The sequence below is a fragment of the Massiliimicrobium timonense genome (genome assembly GCF_002160865.1).
GTDB lineage: Bacteria > Bacillota_I > Bacilli_A > Erysipelotrichales > Coprobacillaceae > Allocoprobacillus.
The window spans coordinates 26,181-46,632 of sequence record NZ_NFLJ01000014.1 but is presented as its reverse complement, the minus strand read 5'-3'; the positions used below and the strand labels follow the sequence as shown (position 1 = coordinate 46,632).

Genomic DNA, 20,452 nt, shown 5'->3' with positions numbered 1-20,452 from the left:
ATGAAATATAAAGGAGCACATGATCAAGTGACATTTGATGATGTCTTGGAAAGTTGTTCAACTTACATTACCAAAAAAGAAAGTATTGATTTAATTCAAAAAGCTTATGATTTTATTATGGTAAAACATGAAGGACAAAAACGTAAAAGTGGTGAACCTTATACGATTCATTTGATCTGGGTAGCATACATTCTGACGACTTTACAGACCGGACCAACAACTATTGCGGCAGGACTTTTACATGATGTCATGGAAGACTGTGATGTCCCTCGTGAAGAAATGGTCGAACGTTTTGGAGAAGAAATTACCAGTCTTGTTGAAGGTGTAACGAAAATCAATAAAATGCCATTTAAAGATGAAGCTGATGTTTATGCTGAAAATCATCGTAAGATTTATATTGCGATGGCAAAAGATATACGCGTAATCTTGATTAAATTGGCAGATCGTTTGCATAATATGCGTACATTACAGTATATGCCTCCTGCTAAACAACAGCGCATTTCTAGGGAAACATTGGAAGTTTATGCACCAATTGCACATCGTTTAGGTATTAATGATATTCGTATTGAACTGGAAGACCTTTGTTTGCATTATTTAGATCCAAAAGCTTATCTTGAAATCTCTGAGCTATTAGAACAAAAACGTAGTGAAAGAAAAGAATCTGTTGAAAAAATGATGAAATCCGTAGAAAAATTACTGGATGAAAATCATATTGATTATCGTATTAAAGGTAGAGCAAAACATATTTATAGTATTTATAAAAAAATGGTTATTAAACATAAACGTTTTGATGAACTTTATGATTTAAATGCTTTACGTATTATCTTAAAAGATAAAATGAAATGTTATGAAGTCTTAGGTATTATTCATGATCATTTTCGTCCTTTACCGGGTCGTTTTAAAGATTATATTGCTATGCCTAAGCCTAATATGTATCAATCTTTGCACACAGCTGTTATCGGTGAGGATGGACATATTTTTGAAATACAGATTCGTACTGAAGAAATGGACGAACTGGCAGAACGTGGAGTGGCTTCTCATTGGCGATACAAAGAAGGAAAAGATTATTCATCAAGACAAGAACAAAAAGATATTGTTGATAAATTACAATGGCTGGGCGATTTCATTACTTTAAGTGATGAAATTAAAGATGGTGACGCTAAAGAATATTATGACTCATTAAAACGTGATATCTTTGAAGCTAATGTCTATGTTATGACACCACAAGGAAAAATTGTAGAACTTCCTAATGGGGCAACGCCTATTGATTTTGCCTATCGTATTCATACCGAAGTCGGTCACCATGCGGTAGGGGCAATCGTTAATAATGTCATGGTCCCTATCAATACCAAACTGAAAACAGGTGATGTCTGTGAAATCAAAACGAATAAAAATTCTGGACCGAGTGAAGACTGGTTAAAATTTGTTAGAACGGCCGGAGCCAGAAATAAAATTAGACAATATATTTCTAAAAAAGATGCAGAAACACAAAAAGAAGCGATAGAAGAAGGAAAGAAGCTTTTAAAAGAAGAAATTCGTAAACGTAATTTAGATGAAAAGAAATTTCTTGATCCAGAAACTTATAAATCATATTTTGGTTCTTTTGGAGCTAGAAATTTTGATGATTTAATGTTAGTGATTGGGAAAAAACAGGCTACAGCTGCCACGCTCATAGATAAAGTCTTACCATCAAAAACTGGTTTCTTTGATAATCTTTCAAAGATTTTAAAGAAAAACAATAATGCTTTAAAGAATCAAAAGAAAAGCAGCAGTTTAGGTATTAGTGTCAAAGGTGTGGATGGATTAAAGGTTCAATTATCGAAATGTTGTAATCCTATTCCCGGTGATGAGATTATTGGGTATGTGTCAAAAGGACAAGGAATCAAAGTTCATCGTGCAGATTGTCCTAACCTAAAAGGTGTAGAAAAAGGACGTCTGATTGATGTTTATTGGGATTATACAAATATTATGCAAAAGCGTTTTGAAGTTGATATTGATATTAGAGGTTTAGATCGTCCTAATTTATTGAATGATATTATTACTGTATTAGGACAGGTTAAGGTTAATATTTTAAATATTAATGCCGGTGTCGTTGATACAGAAGCACAAATTCAATTAAAACTTTCTGTAGAGAATGCTGAACTTCTACAATTGACAATTGATAATTTAAATAAAATACAAGGTGTTTATAGTATTTCAAGAGTTATTCACTAACTTTTTCAATCATAAATAGATGTATCTATTTATGATTTTTTAAAATCAAAAAAGCAGTGATAAAAAGAAGATAAATTGAAAATAATATTTTCATAATATGAAAATGAAAAGGCTTTCAATTTTATAAAAAATGTGTTATGATATAGACGAAGAAAAGGAAAGGAAATGAAAGGAGGTCTTAAAGATGAAAGAAACTAGAAAAATCAAAACTTTATATTTAGGACCTAGGTTCATGGAAAATCTCCTTCTTCCAAAAGAGTATCGTTTAGAAAGAGATCTTCTACCCCCTAACATACGTTAGACCTGGTAATGATAGGTCTTCATCAAAAAAGTTCATGATATAATAAAGTGTCATCATAATGAGTGAATGAGAAAGTTGATTGTTTGTAAAAATAAGCAATAAGTAAAAAAGGCATTGTGATATGGCTTTATCGAAAATATGGAAACATTATTCATGAGATTATCTATATAGATATAGTTTTTGATTCATAGAAATATAGATAAGTTAATAGATAATAGAGTGTCATCGTTATTTACAAAAATGAATATAAATGAATCACATTGAAGATAATATTTCTTCTTTAAAAATAATGGATAGGAATCAAGAAGTGAAAATCTTGATTCCTATTTTTTATGCTCATATACTAAAAATAACATGAAATTTGTCAAATATGTCATTAAATTGATATGTAATGAAAAAATCAGTAGAATAGTTCATTAGGTGAGAGGGTATGTTGAAAATAGGAATTTTTGATGATCAAAAAGAACAATTAGACTATATTTTACAAATTTTATTCAATGCTTTAAAAAAATCACAAATTATTTTTGAAATAACATCATTCAATGATGAACATGATTTAGAGGCTCTTTTATATCAAGAGATGATGACATTTGATATTTTAATTTTGGATATTTGTACACAACAGGGAACAACTCTTGATTTTGCAAGAAAATTATATCAAAAACATCCAGAAATCCAAATTGTCTATATATCACAATATGATGATTATTATAAAGATATTTTTAATTCTTCTGTTTTTTACTATATTGAAAAGAAAGATTTTTCCCAAAAGATTGATCTTCTCGTTGAAAAAATATTAGATTATTATGCTTCTAGAAAATTGATGCTTCATACTAAAAATAAAAACCTTTATTTACAACAGACGCATATTTTATATTTAGAAAGAAAATTAAGAATTACTTATATTGAAGATCATCAAGGCCATATTTATACGAGTCATGAAAAATTGTCAGATTTAATGTTAAGGTTGAATCATCATTTTTTAAGAGTACATGAAAGCTATATTGTCAATGAAAAGTATATCTTGTCTATGAAAAGAACCTCTATTGAGTTAATCAATGGAAAAGAGATTCCTGTGAGTCGCAAGTATCATCATCTCTTGAAAGAAAGGATTTTTTTATGAAAAGAGTCATTTTATTTAAAAATAAAAAAATAAACAGATACTTTATCTTTATGTGTTTTGTCTGTTTTCTGGCTTTATCTATAAGTTATTTTTTTACATATATTTTAGACTATTCTTATCAAACTTATTACCCTAGTTTTTATACTTTTATATTTTCTTTCGCTCTTTTTAATAAAAATGTTGCTGCTATTATTACTTTTTTATTTTAACACCGTTTTTTAGGTGTTTATCCATTGTTTTAGAAGTTATCTATTTTTCATATATGCTATACTTTTCATAGAAGGATTGGCGATACTTATGATTAATGAAAAACAAGTTATTGATTTCTTAAAAACTAAAGATAAATCTTATATAGATTATTTGTTTTCATTATTGAATAATAATCTAAATAACACTGATTCATCTGATCAGGTTTGTCCTATCTGTGGATCAACACATGTCAAGAAAAACGGAAAAGATTCTAATGAGCGTCAGAGATATCTATGCAAAGAGTGTCATAGAACATTCAATGATAGAACCCATACACTTTTCAGTTGGTCGCATCTTACAATGGAGCAATGGATACTTTTTGTTGATCTGGAGATTTCTGAAATGAAACTGGAAGATGAAGCACATTTTCTTGGTGTCAGTACGACGACATGTTTTTACATGCGTCACAAGCTTTATCATGCTGCTACTGAAATCATCAATAATCAGATCCTTTCAGGAGAAATTGAAGTTGATACTCAATATCTGAGTATCAACCTGAAAGGAACAATGCCTCATAATATGCCAAGATATTCTAAAAAAAGGGGTGGACAATCTGCATTTAGGGGTATATCACATCATAAAGTCAGTGTGATATGTGCTGTTGATGAAAATGATCATATGATCATGAACATTACAGGACTTGGAAGCGAATCTTTTGAAAAATATATATCAAATGAAATGTATTTTGGCGATATTAAAGAAATCATTTCTGATTCAAAGTCATGCATACAGCAGCTTGCAAATCATCTTGGAACAACTAACAACAAAGTTCCGACCTCACCAACAGAAAAGAGATACCTGACTAGAGATGGTAAATCATTAGGTGTCATCAATGAAATGATGACTGAGGTAGCCGGTCTGATTATAAAGACAAAAGGCATAAGCACGAGATATTTGCAGGGATATCTGAACTTCAATATACTAAGAAAACAGATGAAGTACAGATACAAACGAAATGAGATGCCAGAAAAGATTATGAATTTATTGGTAGAAACATCATTATTTAGGAATATATCTGTATTGGCAACACCAATGCCAATATCTCTTAAAGAAGCTTATTATGAATATCGTTATGGAATATTTGCAGAATAAGCAAGTCACAGCAATAATTTTTTTAAAAAGAGCGTTTTCTTTTATCAGTGTCTTTTTTGGTGTTGTTTTTTTAATGATTGTCTATTTATTGGGACAATACTATCAACAGTTATATCAACGCTTTTATTATCATATTCAACAGGAACTCTGGCAGGAAAAACAATTATCACATGCAACCATTCAAGACATAAAGATACACTATTATCAACAATTATCCCAACAGCTTAAAAATATCGATACAAAACAATCACATTCATTACATTTAGAAGGCTTAGAAGCAACCATTAATCAATACCAAAATGAATACTCACAAAATATGATAATGAATACCATATTATCCTATAAACTGAATTTACCAGAGAATCAAGATATTATAGTAGAAAGTGATATTCATGTTTCTTCAAAAACTTTTTTATCTGATATTGATTTATCTTCTTTAATGTTTAATTTGATTGATAATGCGATCAATGCGACAAAATTATGTCAACGACCTTTTATAAAGCTTCATATAGAAGAAAAATATCATTGTTTAAAAGTTCAAATAGAAAACAGCTATGATCCAAAACAAATCATTGAAAGGAAATCAGGACATGGATATGGTCTAAAAATTATTCGTGATATTGTGGCAGCATATCATGGGGATATGACATTAAAACAAGAAGATGGGTGGTTTGATGTGACAATTTTCTTATATGAAGGTGAAAGTCAATGATCATGGGTTATTCATGTGTGATGTGGTTTGTGTTTTCAATTTGTCTTGTCTATTATACAAAAAATCTTTTTACTCATCGTTATTCATTTTCTAAAATGTTTATTCTTTCGCTTCTTTTCCATTTACCATATACGATGATTTCATTTGTTGGAACATACATGAGTTATTATTATGGTGAAAAAGAACTCACGATTTCTCTTTTGGGGTTGATTGCTCTTTTATTGATTTATGGTATGCGTCAGCTTTATATGCAACGATTGATGGATGCACATTTTAAAAGTGCTTTTGTTTTTCAAATGCTTATTTTATTAACAGGTATTATTCGTATAGGATTTGAAGATATGTATTTATATCTGGTTTCTCTTTTCTTAAATAATCAACAATTATTTATCAGTTCATTGTTTTATAAAATGATTTCTTTAGCTTTGATTTATTATTTTTCTTGTCTTCTTTATCAAAAAATGAATGTGATATTTTTTGATAACAAGACAGTTGTATTCTTTTTTATTGAATATTTTTTATTGTCTATTTTAGGTAGTTTTGAAAGTCTTGTTTTGAATATAGTAATTTATGGCATGGTTATTTTTATTTTTTATCTGATTTTTCGTATGATTGATCAAGGTTTTGAACATCAGAAATATCTTAAGACAATAGAATATCAAAATCAAAAGATTGAATTGTTGATGCAGGAACAAAGAAAAAGAAATGATGTTTTATCAAAAATAAGACATGATCAAAGAAATCATATGTTGACTTTATCTTTACTTTATCAGCAGGATATTCAAAAAGCCAATGAATATTTACAACAATGGCAAAGTGATATTGAAACAAAGTTGAATGAAAATCAGGATTGAACTTGATTTTTCATGATGAATCTTTTATAATGATGTCAATCCGTTGAAGAAGATTAAATAGTGATAATCTGGTAGAGAGTCTGTGGGTGGTGAAAACAGATAGAGGAAGCTGTGGGACACTTTGGAGGAAGTTATGAAAATAACCGTCAGTCGCGTTAAGACAGAGAGGGCATACTTTTTGTATGAACTAAGGTGGTACCGCGTTATAACGTCCTTAGATGGGCGTTTTTTTATTTATAAGGAGGAATAAAAATGGCATATAAAGCACCAAGAGGAACAGTAGATATTTTACCTGCTCAATCTGGAAAGTGGCAGGAGTTGGAACAGTTATTAAGAACAATCTGTGCCAATTATAATGTAAAAGAGATGAGAACACCTATTTTTGAACATACGGAATTATTTAATCGTGCAGTGGGAGATACAACAGATGTTGTTTCTAAAGAGATGTATACATTTGAGGATAAAAAAGGACGTTCAATGACATTAAGACCTGAAGGAACAGCAGGAATTGTAAGAGCTTATGTTGAAAATAAATTATATGGATTACCAGAAAAATTACAGAAGATTTATTATATGGGTCCAATGTTTCGTTATGAAAGACCACAAAATGGTAGACAAAGACAATTCCATCAATTTGGTGTAGAAATGTTAGGGGTAGAATCACCTTATGTTGATGTGGAATGTATGTTGATGGCAGTGACTGTTGTTGAAGCATTAGGACTTAAAAATATTCAGTTACATATCAATTCTTTAGGTGATCAGGAATCACGTGATGCTTATCGTGAAGCTTTACAAAATCATTTTCAACCTGTTTTAAATGAGTTATGTCATGACTGTCAGGTGCGTTATGAAAAAAATCCATTACGTATTTTAGATTGCAAAGTGGATAAAGATCATCCAATGATGAAAACAGCACCTCAAACTATTGATTATTTAAGTGAGAGTGCCAGAGCACATTTTGATAAAGTTTGTGCTTTATTGGATGATTTGGAAATTGATTACGTTGTTGATCCTAACTTAGTGAGAGGATTAGATTATTATTCACATACTGTCTTTGAAATTATTTCTGATGATCCAAAATTAGGAGCTGGTTCGACAGTTGGCGGGGGTGGTCGCTATAATGGACTTGTTGAAGAATTAGGTGGACCACAGACACCTGGTGTAGGTTTTGCTTTTGGAATGGAAAGATTGATGATCGCATTGGGTGATGAACCACAGGAAGATGAAGGATTAGATGTCTATATTATGCCTTTAGGTAGTGAGGCTAAAGATTTAGCAATGCAGATTATCACAATGCTTCGTGCTAATGGATTTACTTGTGATATGGATCAATGTGATCGTGGTTTAAAAGGACAGTTTAAATCAGCTGATCGTTATCGTGCTCATTTTTCTATGATTATTGGGGAAGAAGAAGTCAAAAAAGAAGTCGTGAATATGAAATGTAATCATTCTAAAGAACAAGTGGAAGTTCCATTAGAAAATATTGTTGAATTTATTGAAAATCATTATGAAGGAGATCATGATCATGAATAGAACACATAACAATGGGGAATTAAGAATCGAAAATGTTGGTCAACAAGTCGAATTGATTGGTTGGGTTGCGAAAAAAAGAAATCTGGGAGCATTGGTTTTTATTGATTTAAGAGATCGTTATGGGATTACTCAAGTGATTTTTGATGAGTCTTTTGAAGAAAGATTAAAAGAAGTCAAAAATGAATATATTTTATCTGTTCAAGGAACAGTCATTGAAAGAGCATCAAAAAATCCTAAAATTCCTACAGGTGATATTGAAATTCAAGCTTCTGATTTTTCAATTATTAATACAGCCAAATTAACTCCAATGATTATTGGAGATGAAACAGATGCTTTAGAAGAAACAAGAATGCAATACCGTTATTTGGATTTAAGACGTCCAGTTATGCAAAAAAATATCATGACAAGACATCAGATTACCAGAAGTATCCGTGAGTATTTAGATAACTTGGATTTTGTGGATATTGAAACACCTTATTTAAATCGTTCCACACCTGAAGGAGCCAGAGATTTCTTAGTTCCATCACGTGTTCATAAAGGATCATTCTATGCTTTACCACAATCACCTCAATTATTTAAACAATTATTAATGGTTGCTGGATTTGAAAGGTATTATCAGATTGCACGTTGTTTTAGAGATGAAGACTTACGTGCAGATCGTCAGATTGAATTTACTCAAGTTGACGTAGAAATGAGTTTTATGTCAACTGATCAGATTCTTGAAATTGGTGAAGGCATGATTAAGAAATTAATGAAAGATGTTAAAGGAATTGATATTGAATTGCCTTTAAGACGTTTCACATGGTATGAAGCGATGGAAAGATATGGAATTGATAAGCCCGATACACGTTTTGGATTGGAACTAGTGAATTTGAATGAAACTGTCAAAGATGTTGATTTTGCAGTGTTTAAAAATGCTTTAGAAGCTGGGGGACATGTCAAAGGAATCAATGTTGTTGGTGAAGCAGCGAATTTTTCACGTAAAAAGATTGATCAGTTAACGGAACTGGCAAAAACATATAAAGCAAAAGGTTTAGCGTGGCTTAAAGTCAATGATGAAGGTGTTCAAGGACCGATTGCGAAATTCTTTAATGAAGAACAATTAGAAAAATTATTAACAGCGATGAATGCTCATGCAGGTGATTTATTATTATTTGTAGGAGATGCAAAATATGAAGTTGTCTGTGATTCATTAGCGGCTATTCGTAACTATTTAGGAAAAGAATTGAAATTATATGATCCAAATACTTTTGATTTCTTATGGGTTGTTGATTTTCCAATGTTTGAATATGATGATGAAACACAAAGATATTATGCGAAACATCATCCATTTACCAAACCAAAAGATGAAGATTTGGATAAGTTAGAAACAGATCCAGAACATTGTCTGGCAGATGCTTATGATATTGTTTTAAATGGTTATGAATTAGGTGGAGGATCACAAAGAATTTATGATCAAAATGTTCAAGAAAGAGCATTTAAAGCTTTGGGATTTACACAAGAACAAATTGATGCTCAATTTGGATGGTTTGTGGAAGGATTACAATATGGAACACCACCACATGGGGGATTTGCTTTAGGATTAGATCGTATCGCCATGTTATTATGTGGATGTGATTCATTAAGAGATGTTATTGCTTTCCCTAAAAATACAAGTGCGACTTGCCCAATGTCAAAAGCACCAACACCTGTTGCTGATGCACAATTAGAAGAATTAGGAATAGGAGTGAAAGAATATGAATCTGATAAGAGTGAATAATGTCTTAAAACAAATGGAAGAAAGAGGAATGGATCATCTGATTATCAGTGATCCTAGCTCTATCAATTATTTGATCGGTTATGACAATCATCCCGGAGAAAGAATGTATGCACTGGTTTTATCATTAGATGGACATCACACTTTATTTTTAAATCGTTTATTTTATTTAGATCAAGAACTGGATTTAAATATTATTTGGTATGATGATACAGAAGATGGTCCAGCAAAAATTGCTGAAGTCTTAAAAGAGGCTCATTGTGTAGGTATCGATAAAAACTGGGAAGCTAGATTCTTGATGAGAGTTATGGAGCTGGCAAATGAAGAATGTTGTTTTGAATTAGGCTCAATCTGTGTAGATTATGTTCGTATGCATAAAGATGAAGAAGAAATTGACTTGATGCGTCAATCAAGTTTACTCAATGATCAGGCAATTGATCAAGTCATTCAACTATGTGCTCAAGGAAATTTAACTGAAAAACAAGTTGCTAAGCAACTGGATGGTATTTTCCAGTCATTAGGATGCAGCGGTAATTCTTTTGAACCTATTGTTGGATATGGTGCCAATGGTGCTGATGGACATCATGGTTGTGATGATTCAACATTAAAACCAGGTGACAGCATTGTTATTGACATGGGTGGACTGTATCAAGGATATTGCAGTGATATGACGAGAACAGTCTTTTATAAAGAAGTTTCTGATAAACAAAGAGAAGTCTATGAATTAGTCAAAAAAGCAAATGAAGCAGCTGAGGCTATGATTAAACCGGGTGTCAGATTATGTGATATTGATAAGACAGCCAGAGATATCATTAGTGAAGCAGGTTATGGACCAAACTTTAATCATCGTTTAGGACATTTTATTGGTAGAGATGTCCATGAATATGGTGATGTTTCAGCATCATTTGATATGCCTGTAGAACCAGGAATGATTTTCTCAATTGAACCGGGTATCTATATTCAAGGTGAATTTGGTGTTAGAATTGAAGATTTGGTTTTGGTTACGGAAGATGGTTGTGAAGTTTTAAATCATTATCCAAAAGATTTAATGATTATTGGTTAGGGTGAAAAAGCTCTAACCTTTTTTGTTTGCTAAAAATGTTAAAAATAATGATAATTATGTAGTCCATATTGTTTGATAAGATATAAAAAGATAGAATAAATACAAGGGAGGGAAAACAATGAAGATCACAAAAATATTATTATGTATCTTATTTGCTGTAGTTATCACAGGTTGTCAATCTTCTTTACAAGATCATCCAAAAGAAACATCGACTTCTACAAAATATGAGGAAGTTATCAAAGAGGCAACAAACGAAAAAGAAGAAATTTTAGCACTCATAGATTATCTTAATCAAAATACGACATCAGTATTACGTTTGAGTATGGATGCATCAGTAGATAATCAGGAAATGGGAAAAGGTCAGACACAATTGTGGAAAAAAGAAAATCAAATTTATGCTTTTACACAATACAAAGGTATTGACGCTGATCAAAAGATATTATTGGGAGAAAAATATCAAGAAATTGGTATAGTCAATAAAGGTCAATTTGCTCATCAAGATACTTTTTATAGAACAACGGAAAATACGAACAAAAAATTTTTTACAGATGATTTTGATGATTTGACTGTTAGCAAACAAAGTAATAACGATAATAATGTTGTTTATCATTTGGAATCGTCGACAACCTATATGGCTAATATTGAGATGGTGGGCGTAGAAGAAAAACCGGGAGTTCTCGTTCAAGATATTACGGTTAATAGTGATGCTCAAATTGTTTCACAGGTTGTCATGATTTTGGATAAGGAAACAAATAAGCAACCAGATAACATTTATAAAACTGAATATACTTATTCTCAGTATAATGAAGATGTATCTATAGATGAAGAAAGTATTCATCAATCTATTACTAGTATTCAAGGGAAAAAATCTAATGAAGTCAAAGAATTTATTGAATTTTAAAAAGCTATTCAATGAGAATAGCTTTTAATGTTATGTTGATTTGTAATGTTTGATTATGAGATTGAATATCCATCATACCATGATATTTATTGAGAACTTGTTGGACGATTTGTAAACCTAATCCATGTTCTTGTTTATTCTTTTTGGTTGTTAGAAAATGTGATGATGATTGTTGATAATGATTAGATATTTGAATGATCAGATAATCATTATAACAATGAGAATGAATTTCAATGAATCTTTTTTCTTTATCTAATAAGAGTGATGCTTCAATAGCGTTATCTAATAAATTGGTATATAAAGAAATGAGATCAATCGGTTCAATGGATAACTGTTGAGGAACATAAACGTGGATGTGGAAGGGAATATCATATTCTCTTGCAATAATAGATTTATTGTACAATATGGCATCAATGATTTGATTTTCACAATAATGATTTTGATAGAGATTAGTATGCTGGTGCATGAGTTTTTCAGCAAAACTTCTCATTTCTTTTGGAGGAATGGTTTCTAAGGATTGATTTTGGAGTTGTTGAAAAATTTCTTGGGATATTTTTTTCATGAAACGGTGATTTTCTTTTTGGATGGATTCATGTTCACGTTGGATTTGAAATTGTTTTTCATAAAGGATTTTTTGAGCATCCATTAAAGCTGTTTCTTGGATATATGTATATATTTTAAGATAGATATAAAAGGAAACAACATTGAAAAAGATAATCATGATAAAAAGAAATACGGAATAGGTTGATTGTAAGAGTAAAGAAAGCATCATAATGATAATTAGACATTCATTAAAGATAAAGAAAGGAATAATGTATTTTTTATTTTTGTATATTTTCATATGAATCATCCTTTTTATAAAGCCTTTGATAAGTTTCAATATAATTGATAATATCATGGCGTAATCGCTGATATTCTAATTGTTGTTGATGTTTGGTTGTTTCAAAACATTGTTTTTGGTATTCATCTAAAAGGCTTTGAATAAGCCATTTATTTTTGAGTTCAGTATATATCTTTTGAAGTTTAATGATAGAAAGAACAAAAAGAATCAACATGATAATAAAAGAAATGAAAATAATCATATTAATTTGTGACAGCGCAAGAGAGATATATTTAATATAATGCATATTCATAAAAATACATGTAAAGACAGAAAATAAAATAAGTAAAGAAATAATCAGTAAGTATGAAAAATGCTCTGTTAAAAGATTGTGAATCTTTTTGTGATAAAAGATAAGAAATATTTTAATTTCAATAAAGAAAAATAAGTTTTGCATAGTAAAAGCGAGGGACCATGAGGACAATGAAAGATTGGAATCAATGAATATAGGAGCAATCAATGCTTCTCCAATGATGGATAAAATAAAGTTATAGATATAGATCATTAATAGACGTTTTAATGGTTTATGATATATGATATAACAAGTAGAAATAAAGATGATTAATGAAACAATGTTTTTATAAATGAAATTTAAATAGAATAGATTAGACGAAATCAAAGACCCAATAATTGTCATACAAATAATAAGAATGATATGCATAGAATTGAGTTTTTTAGGAAAAATATGATGAACAAGATAAAAATAAAGCAACCAGTTAAGAGCATAAGAACATGTACGAAGAATATCAAGTGAACTCATATTAAAGCTGTTGCATTAAAAAGAGATGAAATTGTTGTTTTAGATGTTCTTGATATGCTCGACTGATTGGAATGGATTGTTGATTTTGGAGAATAACATGTATTCTTTTTAATTCTTTGACATATTGAGCATTGATAATGTAGCTATTATGCGTACGAATAAAAGGGAGTGTCAATTGTTGTAATAGGTCTTTGATTTTCAATGATGTTTTGATGACTTCATAAGGTGTATGGATATAAGAATAACGCTGAATTCTTTCGATATAAAGAATATCTTTTAATAAAATACATGTTGTACCATCTTTTAAATCAATCACAAGCACACGTTTTTCATTTTGAATATTTTGCATGGCTTTTAAAATAGCCATTGGTAATCTTTGGGTAGCTTCTGGTTTATAAACAAAATAACAATGTTTTGTATCATAAACAAGGGTTGCTTTTTCAAGATAACTACTCACAAAAATAATTTGAAAATGGCGTTGTAATTGATTGAGCTGTTTCGCCAGTTCAATACCATCATTTTGTCCTAATAAAATATCCATGATGATAATGGCATCATCATCAAATTGCTGGATTTGTGATTGAAATGCTTGAATATTATGAAAAGTTTGAATACGAAAAGAATAGGACATATCTTGAATGATATTTTTTATGTATTGGATATGTTCATTCATATCATCTACAATAATTATACTTTGCACAGTGATCACTCCTCATGTTTTTATTATAACACAATCAAAAAGCTATGAAATCAAATTTCATAGCTTCTTACATTATTCTTGAGCATTTGAGTTTTCTTTGTATTTTTCACTCATTAAACCATCTTCACCACTATAACTGGCTTGTTGATTTTGGTTATATCCTTTGTAAGCATTGTGTTTTTGTCTTTTTTTAGATTTTTTGTGACTCATAATTTCTCCTTTCTTTCTATTGACATTATTAGTATGTGTTAAATTGGAAAAATTATAAAAAAATAAAAGGATAGAGAATACTTTTTTTAAAATTTATGCTAGAATAAAAGATGAGGTGAATAAGAATATGTATTATTTTATTGGAATTAAAGGTTCTGGAATGGCTTCTCTTGCGACGATTTTATTTGATTTAGGATATGAAGTGGCAGGAAGTGATATTGATAAATATATTTTTATTGAAGAAGAATTGAGAAAAAGAGGAATTCCTATTTACTCTTTTAATAAAAATAATATTCATGATGGTTATGATGTGATTATTGGGAATGCTTTTGATGAAACAAATGAAGAAGTGAAAGCAGCGTTAAATAATCCCAATGTCAAAACACATACTTATTATGATTTTTTAGGACATTTAATGGATCAGTATATTTCTATTGGTATTGCTGGGACACATGGAAAAACCACCACAACAGGGATGGCTTATCATTTGTTTAAAGAATTTGATAAGACATCTGTATTAATTGGGGATGGAACTGGACATGCGGTTGAAGATAGCAAATATTTCATTGCTGAAACATGTGAATATCAGGATCATTTTTTACATTATTATCCAACTTATGCAATTATCAATAATATTGAAATGGATCATGTAGATTATTTTAAATCTATGGAACAGTATGAAAAATCATTTGAACAATATGCTAATCAGGTCAAAGATACAGTGATTATTTGGGGTGATGATCCACATTTACCACATCTCCATTATCAAAAACGTGTTTTAAAATTTGGAACAGGTGAAAAAAATGATGTAATCGCTAAAAATATTATTAATAATGATCATGGTTTATCTTTTGATGTTTATATTCATCAGGAACTCTTTGGACATTTTGCTTTACCATTTTATGGAATGCATATGTTATATGATTCTTTGGCTGTCATTACTTTAGGATATCTGGAAAATATGAGTGCTGATTATATTCAAGAACGTTTATCAACATTTGATGGTGTCAAACGTCGTTATACAGTTAAAATTTCTGGGAATAATATTTATGTGGATGATTATGCGCATCATCCAACAGCAATCCGTTATGTCATTGAAGCAACACGCTCACGTTATCCACATAAAAAGATTGTGGCAGTATTCCAGCCTGATCGTTTTTCAAGAGGATTGAGATTTGCTAAAGAGTTTGCCCAGGCTATGGATTTAGCAGATTATCCTTTCTTTGTTCATTTTCCAGAAAACGCGAAGAAAGAACCTGGTATTGATATAGACATTTATGACATTGCCAAGTACAATCCACGTGCTCAAGTGATTCATGAAGATGAAGAAGCAGTCAAACTATTAAGTCAATATGATAATGTTGTTTACCTCTTTATGAGTAGTAAGGATATTTATAAATTAGAAGATCAAGTGATTGCTTACAAGGAATCTCATTAGGCTTATCTTTTCATCATATGTTATTTATGGTATAATATGGAAAATGCCGGAAAGGAGAATTTATGGATGCACAATTAATTTGTTATTGCATTTTGATTTTATCAGGGGCTTTTGCTCTTTTGAGTTTAGGTCTATTGTTCATCAGAATGTCTTTAGCTGTCAAGGAAACGACTGTTTTAATGACAATGTTGGAAACAACAATACAAAAAGTTGATCATATTTTAGATGATGTCAATCATAAGATGGATATGTTAAATGCACCTGTAGAATTAGTCAGTGGTATCTTTTCTAGAGGTGGTATGAAGTCTGGGTTATTTGGTGTTTTGGGATTTTTAACTTCTTTGATAAGAAGAAAAAATAGAAAAGAAAGGTGATAAAAATGAAATTTGGAAAGTTTTTAGTTGGTTTAGGGATTGGAGCTGTTGCAGGTTTATTGTTAGCTCCTAAAAAGGGGAGTGAATTAAGAGAAGATATTAAGCGTGAATCTTTAAAGGCATATGATAATTTAAAGAATATGACAAAAGAAGATCTTGAAGCATTGTTAGGTCAAACAATTGAAACAGTGAAAAAATCTGTAGATGAATTTGATATGGATACTTTTAAAGCAACGACAAAAGATAAATTAGGTGAATTGGAAGCAAAATTAGAAGAATTTGCGAATAAAGTGAAAGAAAGCAATCAGTATTTAACAATTCGTGAAGGTGTTGTTGATTTAACAAAAAAAGTGAATGATAAACTTGAGGAAGTGAAAACAAAGGTTTTAGATTCATCTGTAGATGATCAATATTTTGAAGCTTTTGAAGATGAAATCGAAGATGTTGAAGAAAAATTAGATGAAATGATTGAAGAAATTAAAGATTAATCATGGGTAAAAATGTCACAATTTATGATGTTGCTAGAGAAGCAGGAGTTTCTCTGGCAACAGTTTCACGTGTTATTAATGGCTCTAATGTCGTCAAACCGAAAACACGTGATAAAGTTCTTGAAGCTATTCAACGTTTAGATTTCAAACCGAATCAAATTGCCAGAGGTCTTGCAACAAGCAAGACAACAACAATAGCAATTGTTTTTCCTCAATCATTATTTGCTCATGTCAAGGATATGATTGGTGGAATTGGTGATACAAGTCGTCGCTTAGATTATAATGTCAGTATTTATACAACAGATGAGATAGGAGATGGAAATCCTATTGAAACAGTTATTGAAAAAGTTGTTAAATCACGTGCAGATGGCGTTATTTTGTTTAATAATGAAGAAATTGATAAAGAAATTACATTGGTTAATAAATATAAAATACCTGCTGTAGTCATTGGAACACGCGTGACAGGAAAATATATGGGTTCTATTTTTGCTGATGCGAAAAAAATGGCATATGAAGTTGTTGATCGTTATCTGGCAAAAGGGAAAAGTGATATTTTATTTGTTTCTCCAAAACAGAATTTAATTAATGTTGCAGAGATGATTGTAGGAATCCAAGAAGCTTATCAAAAATATCAATTGACTTTTGATTTGGAAAAACAGGTTGTTCATACATCATCGCATTATGAAAAAAGCTACCCACAATTTTTAGAATATTTTCAATCACATCGCCATGATTTGGTTTTTACAAGTTATGATAAAGAAGCTGTGGCTGTGGTGAATGCTGCAATTGATAATGGTATTCATATTCCAGAAGATATGGAAGTTATTGGTATGATGAATACAAGCTATGCTTTAATTTGTCGACCATCATTGACTTCTATTCATGTTCCTGTTTATGATATGGGAGCTTTGGCTGTTCGTTTATTGACAAAGATTTTAAATGAAGAAGAAATTGAAAATAAGGCAGTGGTTATTCAACATTTATTGATGCCACGTGCCACAACAAAGAAAGACTTCTAAGCTATTTAGAAGTTTTTTTCAAAGGGGAATAAATATGCATGTTAAACAATTTTTTATGGATTTAAAATTGAATATATGTTTTGTTTGTAAGTGGTTATGGATTGCGTTGATTTTAGGCGTTGTTTGTGGAGTTGTAGGGGCTTTGTTTCATATTGCGATTGATTATGCGACTGATTTTCGTACGAGTCATTCATGGATTGTCTGGGGATTACCATTAGGTGGATTAGCGATTGTCTATTTGTATCGTCTGGTTCATCTTGTTCATGAACCTGGAACCAATACCATCATTCAATCTGTCCGTCAACAAGATCATGTGCCAGTATTATTAGCTCCGGCAATCTTTTTAGCAACTGTTATTACACATCTATTTGGTGGCTCAAGTGGGAGAGAAGGAGCAGCTTTACAGATTGGTGGTTCTTTAGCGACAACTTTTGGGAAAATCATTCATGCTGATCAAAGAGAAATGTCGATGTTAATTATGTGTGGGATGAGTGCTGTCTTTTCTGCACTTTTTGGAACACCATTGACTGCGACACTTTTTTCAATGGAAGTTGTCAGTGTCGGTGTTTTCTATTATGCTGCTTTAGTCCCCTGTTTATGCAGCAGTTTAATTTCATTTGGTATTGCTCAATGTTTTGGCTGTCAACCAACGTTTTACTCATTGAATCTTCCTTTTCAGTTAACGCCGTTATTATGCCTTCAGCTTGTTATTTTTGCTTTATTGATTGCGACTTTTTCCATTCTTTTTGTTTTAATGATGCATTATAGTCACAAATGGTTTCATCAGTATTTTCATAATCCTTATATACGTGTTTTAGTAGGGGCAGCGTTATTGATGATTCTTGTCGTCTTTTTTAAACAACGCTATCTAGGAGCAGGAATGGATGTTGTAGAAGCTGCTTTGTATCAAGAAGTTTTTCCTTATGATTTTTTCATGAAGGCATTATTTACAGCTATTACGATCGGTTGTGGTTTTAAGGGTGGAGAAATTGTTCCTACTTTTGTCATTGGTTCAACACTGGGTTATGTTTTAGGCTTGTTGTTGGGTATGAACCCACATTTAACAGCTGCTATTGGAATTGTTGGGATGTTTTGTTGTGTGATTAATTCACCATTGACAAGTCTGATGCTTGGAGCTGAAATGTTTGGTATTCAATATTTAACAGCGATGGCTATTGTGATTGCTTTTTGTTATGTGTTGTCTGGTTACTTTAGTTTATATCAGGCACAAAAAATTGTTTATTCTAAAACGTCTGTTGAATTTATTAATCAAAATGCAAAATAAAATTTTGAGTTGACTTCGATTTGAAAATCGCATATGATATACATAAGCGTTGAAGAAGACAAGTAGTTATAAATGGATGAAATAGAGAGTCTATGGCTGGTGGAAATAGACCATTGTTTATAATGAATACACTTTGGAGCAGCTAAATGCAAAGTTTAGCCGGTGGCAACATCGTTATCAATAAAGAGTGTATGCTAAGGCATAAATAAAGGTGGTACCGCGAGAATTCGTCCTTTGTGATGAATTCTTTTTTTATGATAGGAGGATATGTATGAAAATTTATGATGAATTGGTATGGCGTGGTTTAATTAAAGATGTCAGTTCACCTGATATTGAAGAAAAATTGAATAATGGAGGAATGACTTTCTATATTGGAACAGATCCTACAGGTGATAGTTTACATATTGGTCATTTTTCATCTTTTTTGATTAGTAAAAGATTAAAAGATGCAGGGCATCATCCCATCTTGCTTGTTGGTGGAGCGACAGGATTGATTGGTGATCCTAAACCAGATACTGAACGACCAATGATTACAAAAGAAGAAGTGCAACATAATTTTGATTGTCTTAAAAAACAGGCACAGGATTTATTTGGTTTTGAAGTTGTCAATAATTATGATTGGTCTAAAGATTTAAATTTTATTGATTTTTTAAGAGAATATGGAAAATATTTCAATGTTAACTATATGTTAAATAAAGATATTGTCAAAAGAAGATTGGATTTAGGTATTACTTATACAGAATTTTCTTATATGATTATGCAGGCTATGGATTTTTACTGGTTATATGAAAATAAAGGTTGTCATATGCAAGTAGCTGGACAAGATCAATGGGGAAATATTACGGCTGGTATTGAATTGATTCGTAAGAAAACTGGAAAAGAAGCCTACGGTTTTACAATGCCATTGCTTACAAAATCTGATGGTACAAAATTTGGGAAGACAAATGGTCAGGCTATCTGGTTAGATCGTCGTAAAACATCACCATATGAAATGTATCAGTTCTTTATTAATTCAGAAGATGATAAGGTTATTGATTATTTAAAATTCTTAACTTTCTTATCTAAAGAAGAAATTGAAGCATTAGAAGAAAAAAACAAAACACAACCTCATTTAAGAGAAGCACACAAAGCTCTTGCGAAAGAAGTTATTACTTTTATTCATGGAGCAGATGCTTATCAAGAAGCTTTGGATATCAGTCAGATGTTATTTTCTGGAAAAATTCAAGATTTAACATTAGAACAAGTCAAATCTTGTTTTCATGGAGTTCCAAGCATTGATATGGAAGAAGATACGCAGATTTTAAATGCATTGGTTAAAGTTGGTGCAGCTTCATCTAATCGAGAAGCACGTCAGTTTGTGACTGGAGGATCAGTTCTTGTCAATGGAGAAAAAATAACGGATGTTGGTTTTGTTGTAAAAAAAGAAAATGCGTTTGGAAAACAGGCAACTGTGATTAGACGTGGTAAGAAAAACTATTATGTAATTAACCATAAATAGGA

General features: G+C 30.9%; 19 protein-coding genes and 2 other annotated features. Of the genes, 15 read left to right on the top strand and 4 right to left on the bottom strand.

Annotated elements, in window-relative coordinates; all coding sequences use genetic code 11:
- The 9 genes from B5E75_RS06045 (at window position 1) to B5E75_RS06005 (ending at window position 11,798) form a co-directional block, all read left to right on the top strand.
- Window positions 1-2,214, top strand: a complete 2,214-nt coding sequence (locus B5E75_RS06045) for a RelA/SpoT family protein (RefSeq protein ID WP_087357875.1) — start codon at window positions 1-3, stop codon at window positions 2,212-2,214.
- Between the two features lie 731 nt (window positions 2,215-2,945).
- Entirely contained in the window at window positions 2,946-3,638 is a 693-nt protein-coding gene (locus tag B5E75_RS06040; protein WP_087357874.1) for a LytR/AlgR family response regulator transcription factor, read from the top strand.
- Between the two features lie 297 nt (window positions 3,639-3,935).
- Window positions 3,936-4,979, top strand: a complete 1,044-nt coding sequence (locus tag B5E75_RS06035; protein WP_087357873.1) for an IS1/IS1595 family N-terminal zinc-binding domain-containing protein — start codon at window positions 3,936-3,938, stop codon at window positions 4,977-4,979.
- A complete protein-coding gene (locus B5E75_RS06030) occupies window positions 4,948-5,691 on the top strand; it encodes an ATP-binding protein (protein ID WP_087357872.1) in 744 nt (247 codons plus the stop codon). Before B5E75_RS06035 ends, B5E75_RS06030 begins: the two co-directional genes overlap by 32 nt.
- Entirely contained in the window at window positions 5,688-6,545 is an 858-nt protein-coding gene (locus tag B5E75_RS06025) for a hypothetical protein (protein ID WP_087357871.1), read from the top strand. The genes B5E75_RS06030 and B5E75_RS06025 overlap by 4 nt, the downstream gene beginning before the upstream one ends.
- A gap of 34 nt (window positions 6,546-6,579) precedes the next feature.
- Window positions 6,580-6,764, top strand: a binding site (T-box leader).
- Window positions 6,765-6,797: 33 nt separating this feature from the next.
- The gene (gene hisS, locus B5E75_RS06020; protein WP_087357870.1) at window positions 6,798-8,078 is read left to right on the top strand and encodes a histidine--tRNA ligase; all 1,281 of its coding nucleotides are present in this window, start codon (window positions 6,798-6,800) and stop codon (window positions 8,076-8,078) included.
- Complete coding sequence (gene aspS / locus B5E75_RS06015; RefSeq protein WP_087357869.1) at window positions 8,071-9,837, top strand: aspartate--tRNA ligase; 1,767 nt, start codon at window positions 8,071-8,073, stop codon at window positions 9,835-9,837. Before hisS ends, aspS begins: the two co-directional genes overlap by 8 nt.
- Window positions 9,815-10,897 (top strand): M24 family metallopeptidase, encoded by a 1,083-nt coding sequence (locus B5E75_RS06010; RefSeq protein ID WP_087357868.1) that lies wholly within the window; start codon window positions 9,815-9,817, stop codon window positions 10,895-10,897. The genes aspS and B5E75_RS06010 overlap by 23 nt, the downstream gene beginning before the upstream one ends.
- 118 nt (window positions 10,898-11,015) lie before the next feature.
- Window positions 11,016-11,798 (top strand): hypothetical protein, encoded by a 783-nt coding sequence (locus tag B5E75_RS06005; RefSeq protein ID WP_087357867.1) that lies wholly within the window; start codon window positions 11,016-11,018, stop codon window positions 11,796-11,798.
- Window positions 11,799-11,802: 4 nt separating this feature from the next.
- Here B5E75_RS06005 and B5E75_RS06000 read toward each other — a convergent pair whose 3' ends face one another.
- From B5E75_RS06000 to B5E75_RS14560, 4 genes are all read right to left on the bottom strand, one after another.
- Window positions 11,803-12,639: an ATP-binding protein gene (locus B5E75_RS06000; RefSeq protein WP_162607644.1), complete on the bottom strand. Its 837-nt coding sequence runs from the start codon at window positions 12,637-12,639 to the stop codon at window positions 11,803-11,805.
- Window positions 12,620-13,438 carry a hypothetical protein gene (locus B5E75_RS05995; RefSeq protein ID WP_087357865.1) on the bottom strand — a complete coding sequence of 273 codons (819 nt, stop codon included), beginning with the start codon at window positions 13,436-13,438 and terminating at the stop codon, window positions 12,620-12,622. The genes B5E75_RS06000 and B5E75_RS05995 overlap by 20 nt, the downstream gene beginning before the upstream one ends.
- 1 nt (window position 13,439) lies before the next feature.
- The gene (locus B5E75_RS05990; RefSeq protein ID WP_087357864.1) at window positions 13,440-14,138 is read right to left on the bottom strand and encodes a LytR/AlgR family response regulator transcription factor; all 699 of its coding nucleotides are present in this window, start codon (window positions 14,136-14,138) and stop codon (window positions 13,440-13,442) included.
- A 72-nt stretch (window positions 14,139-14,210) separates the two neighbouring features.
- A complete protein-coding gene (locus B5E75_RS14560; protein ID WP_162607643.1) occupies window positions 14,211-14,348 on the bottom strand; it encodes a hypothetical protein in 138 nt (45 codons plus the stop codon).
- 127 nt (window positions 14,349-14,475) lie between these two features.
- On the opposite strand from B5E75_RS14560, the gene murC reads away from it, so the two are divergent.
- The 6 genes from murC to tyrS all read left to right on the top strand — a co-directional run bounded on the left by murC (window position 14,476) and on the right by tyrS (window position 20,450).
- Complete coding sequence (gene murC / locus B5E75_RS05985) at window positions 14,476-15,786, top strand: UDP-N-acetylmuramate--L-alanine ligase (RefSeq protein ID WP_087357863.1); 1,311 nt, start codon at window positions 14,476-14,478, stop codon at window positions 15,784-15,786.
- 62 nt (window positions 15,787-15,848) lie between these two features.
- On the top strand, window positions 15,849-16,160 hold the full coding sequence (locus tag B5E75_RS05980) for a DUF948 domain-containing protein (RefSeq protein WP_087357862.1): 312 nt from the start codon (window positions 15,849-15,851) through the stop codon (window positions 16,158-16,160).
- 5 nt (window positions 16,161-16,165) lie between these two features.
- Window positions 16,166-16,648 (top strand): YtxH domain-containing protein, encoded by a 483-nt coding sequence (locus B5E75_RS05975; RefSeq protein WP_087357861.1) that lies wholly within the window; start codon window positions 16,166-16,168, stop codon window positions 16,646-16,648.
- Window positions 16,649-16,650: 2 nt separating this feature from the next.
- Window positions 16,651-17,667, top strand: coding sequence for a LacI family DNA-binding transcriptional regulator (locus B5E75_RS05970; protein ID WP_087357860.1), 1,017 nt, complete (start codon window positions 16,651-16,653; stop codon window positions 17,665-17,667).
- A gap of 34 nt (window positions 17,668-17,701) precedes the next feature.
- A complete protein-coding gene (locus tag B5E75_RS05965) occupies window positions 17,702-18,952 on the top strand; it encodes a chloride channel protein (protein WP_087357859.1) in 1,251 nt (416 codons plus the stop codon).
- 40 nt (window positions 18,953-18,992) lie between these two features.
- Window positions 18,993-19,190, top strand: a binding site (T-box leader).
- Between the two features lie 33 nt (window positions 19,191-19,223).
- Window positions 19,224-20,450, top strand: coding sequence for a tyrosine--tRNA ligase (gene tyrS, locus B5E75_RS05960; protein WP_087357858.1), 1,227 nt, complete (start codon window positions 19,224-19,226; stop codon window positions 20,448-20,450).
- Window positions 20,451-20,452: the final 2 nt, after the last annotated feature.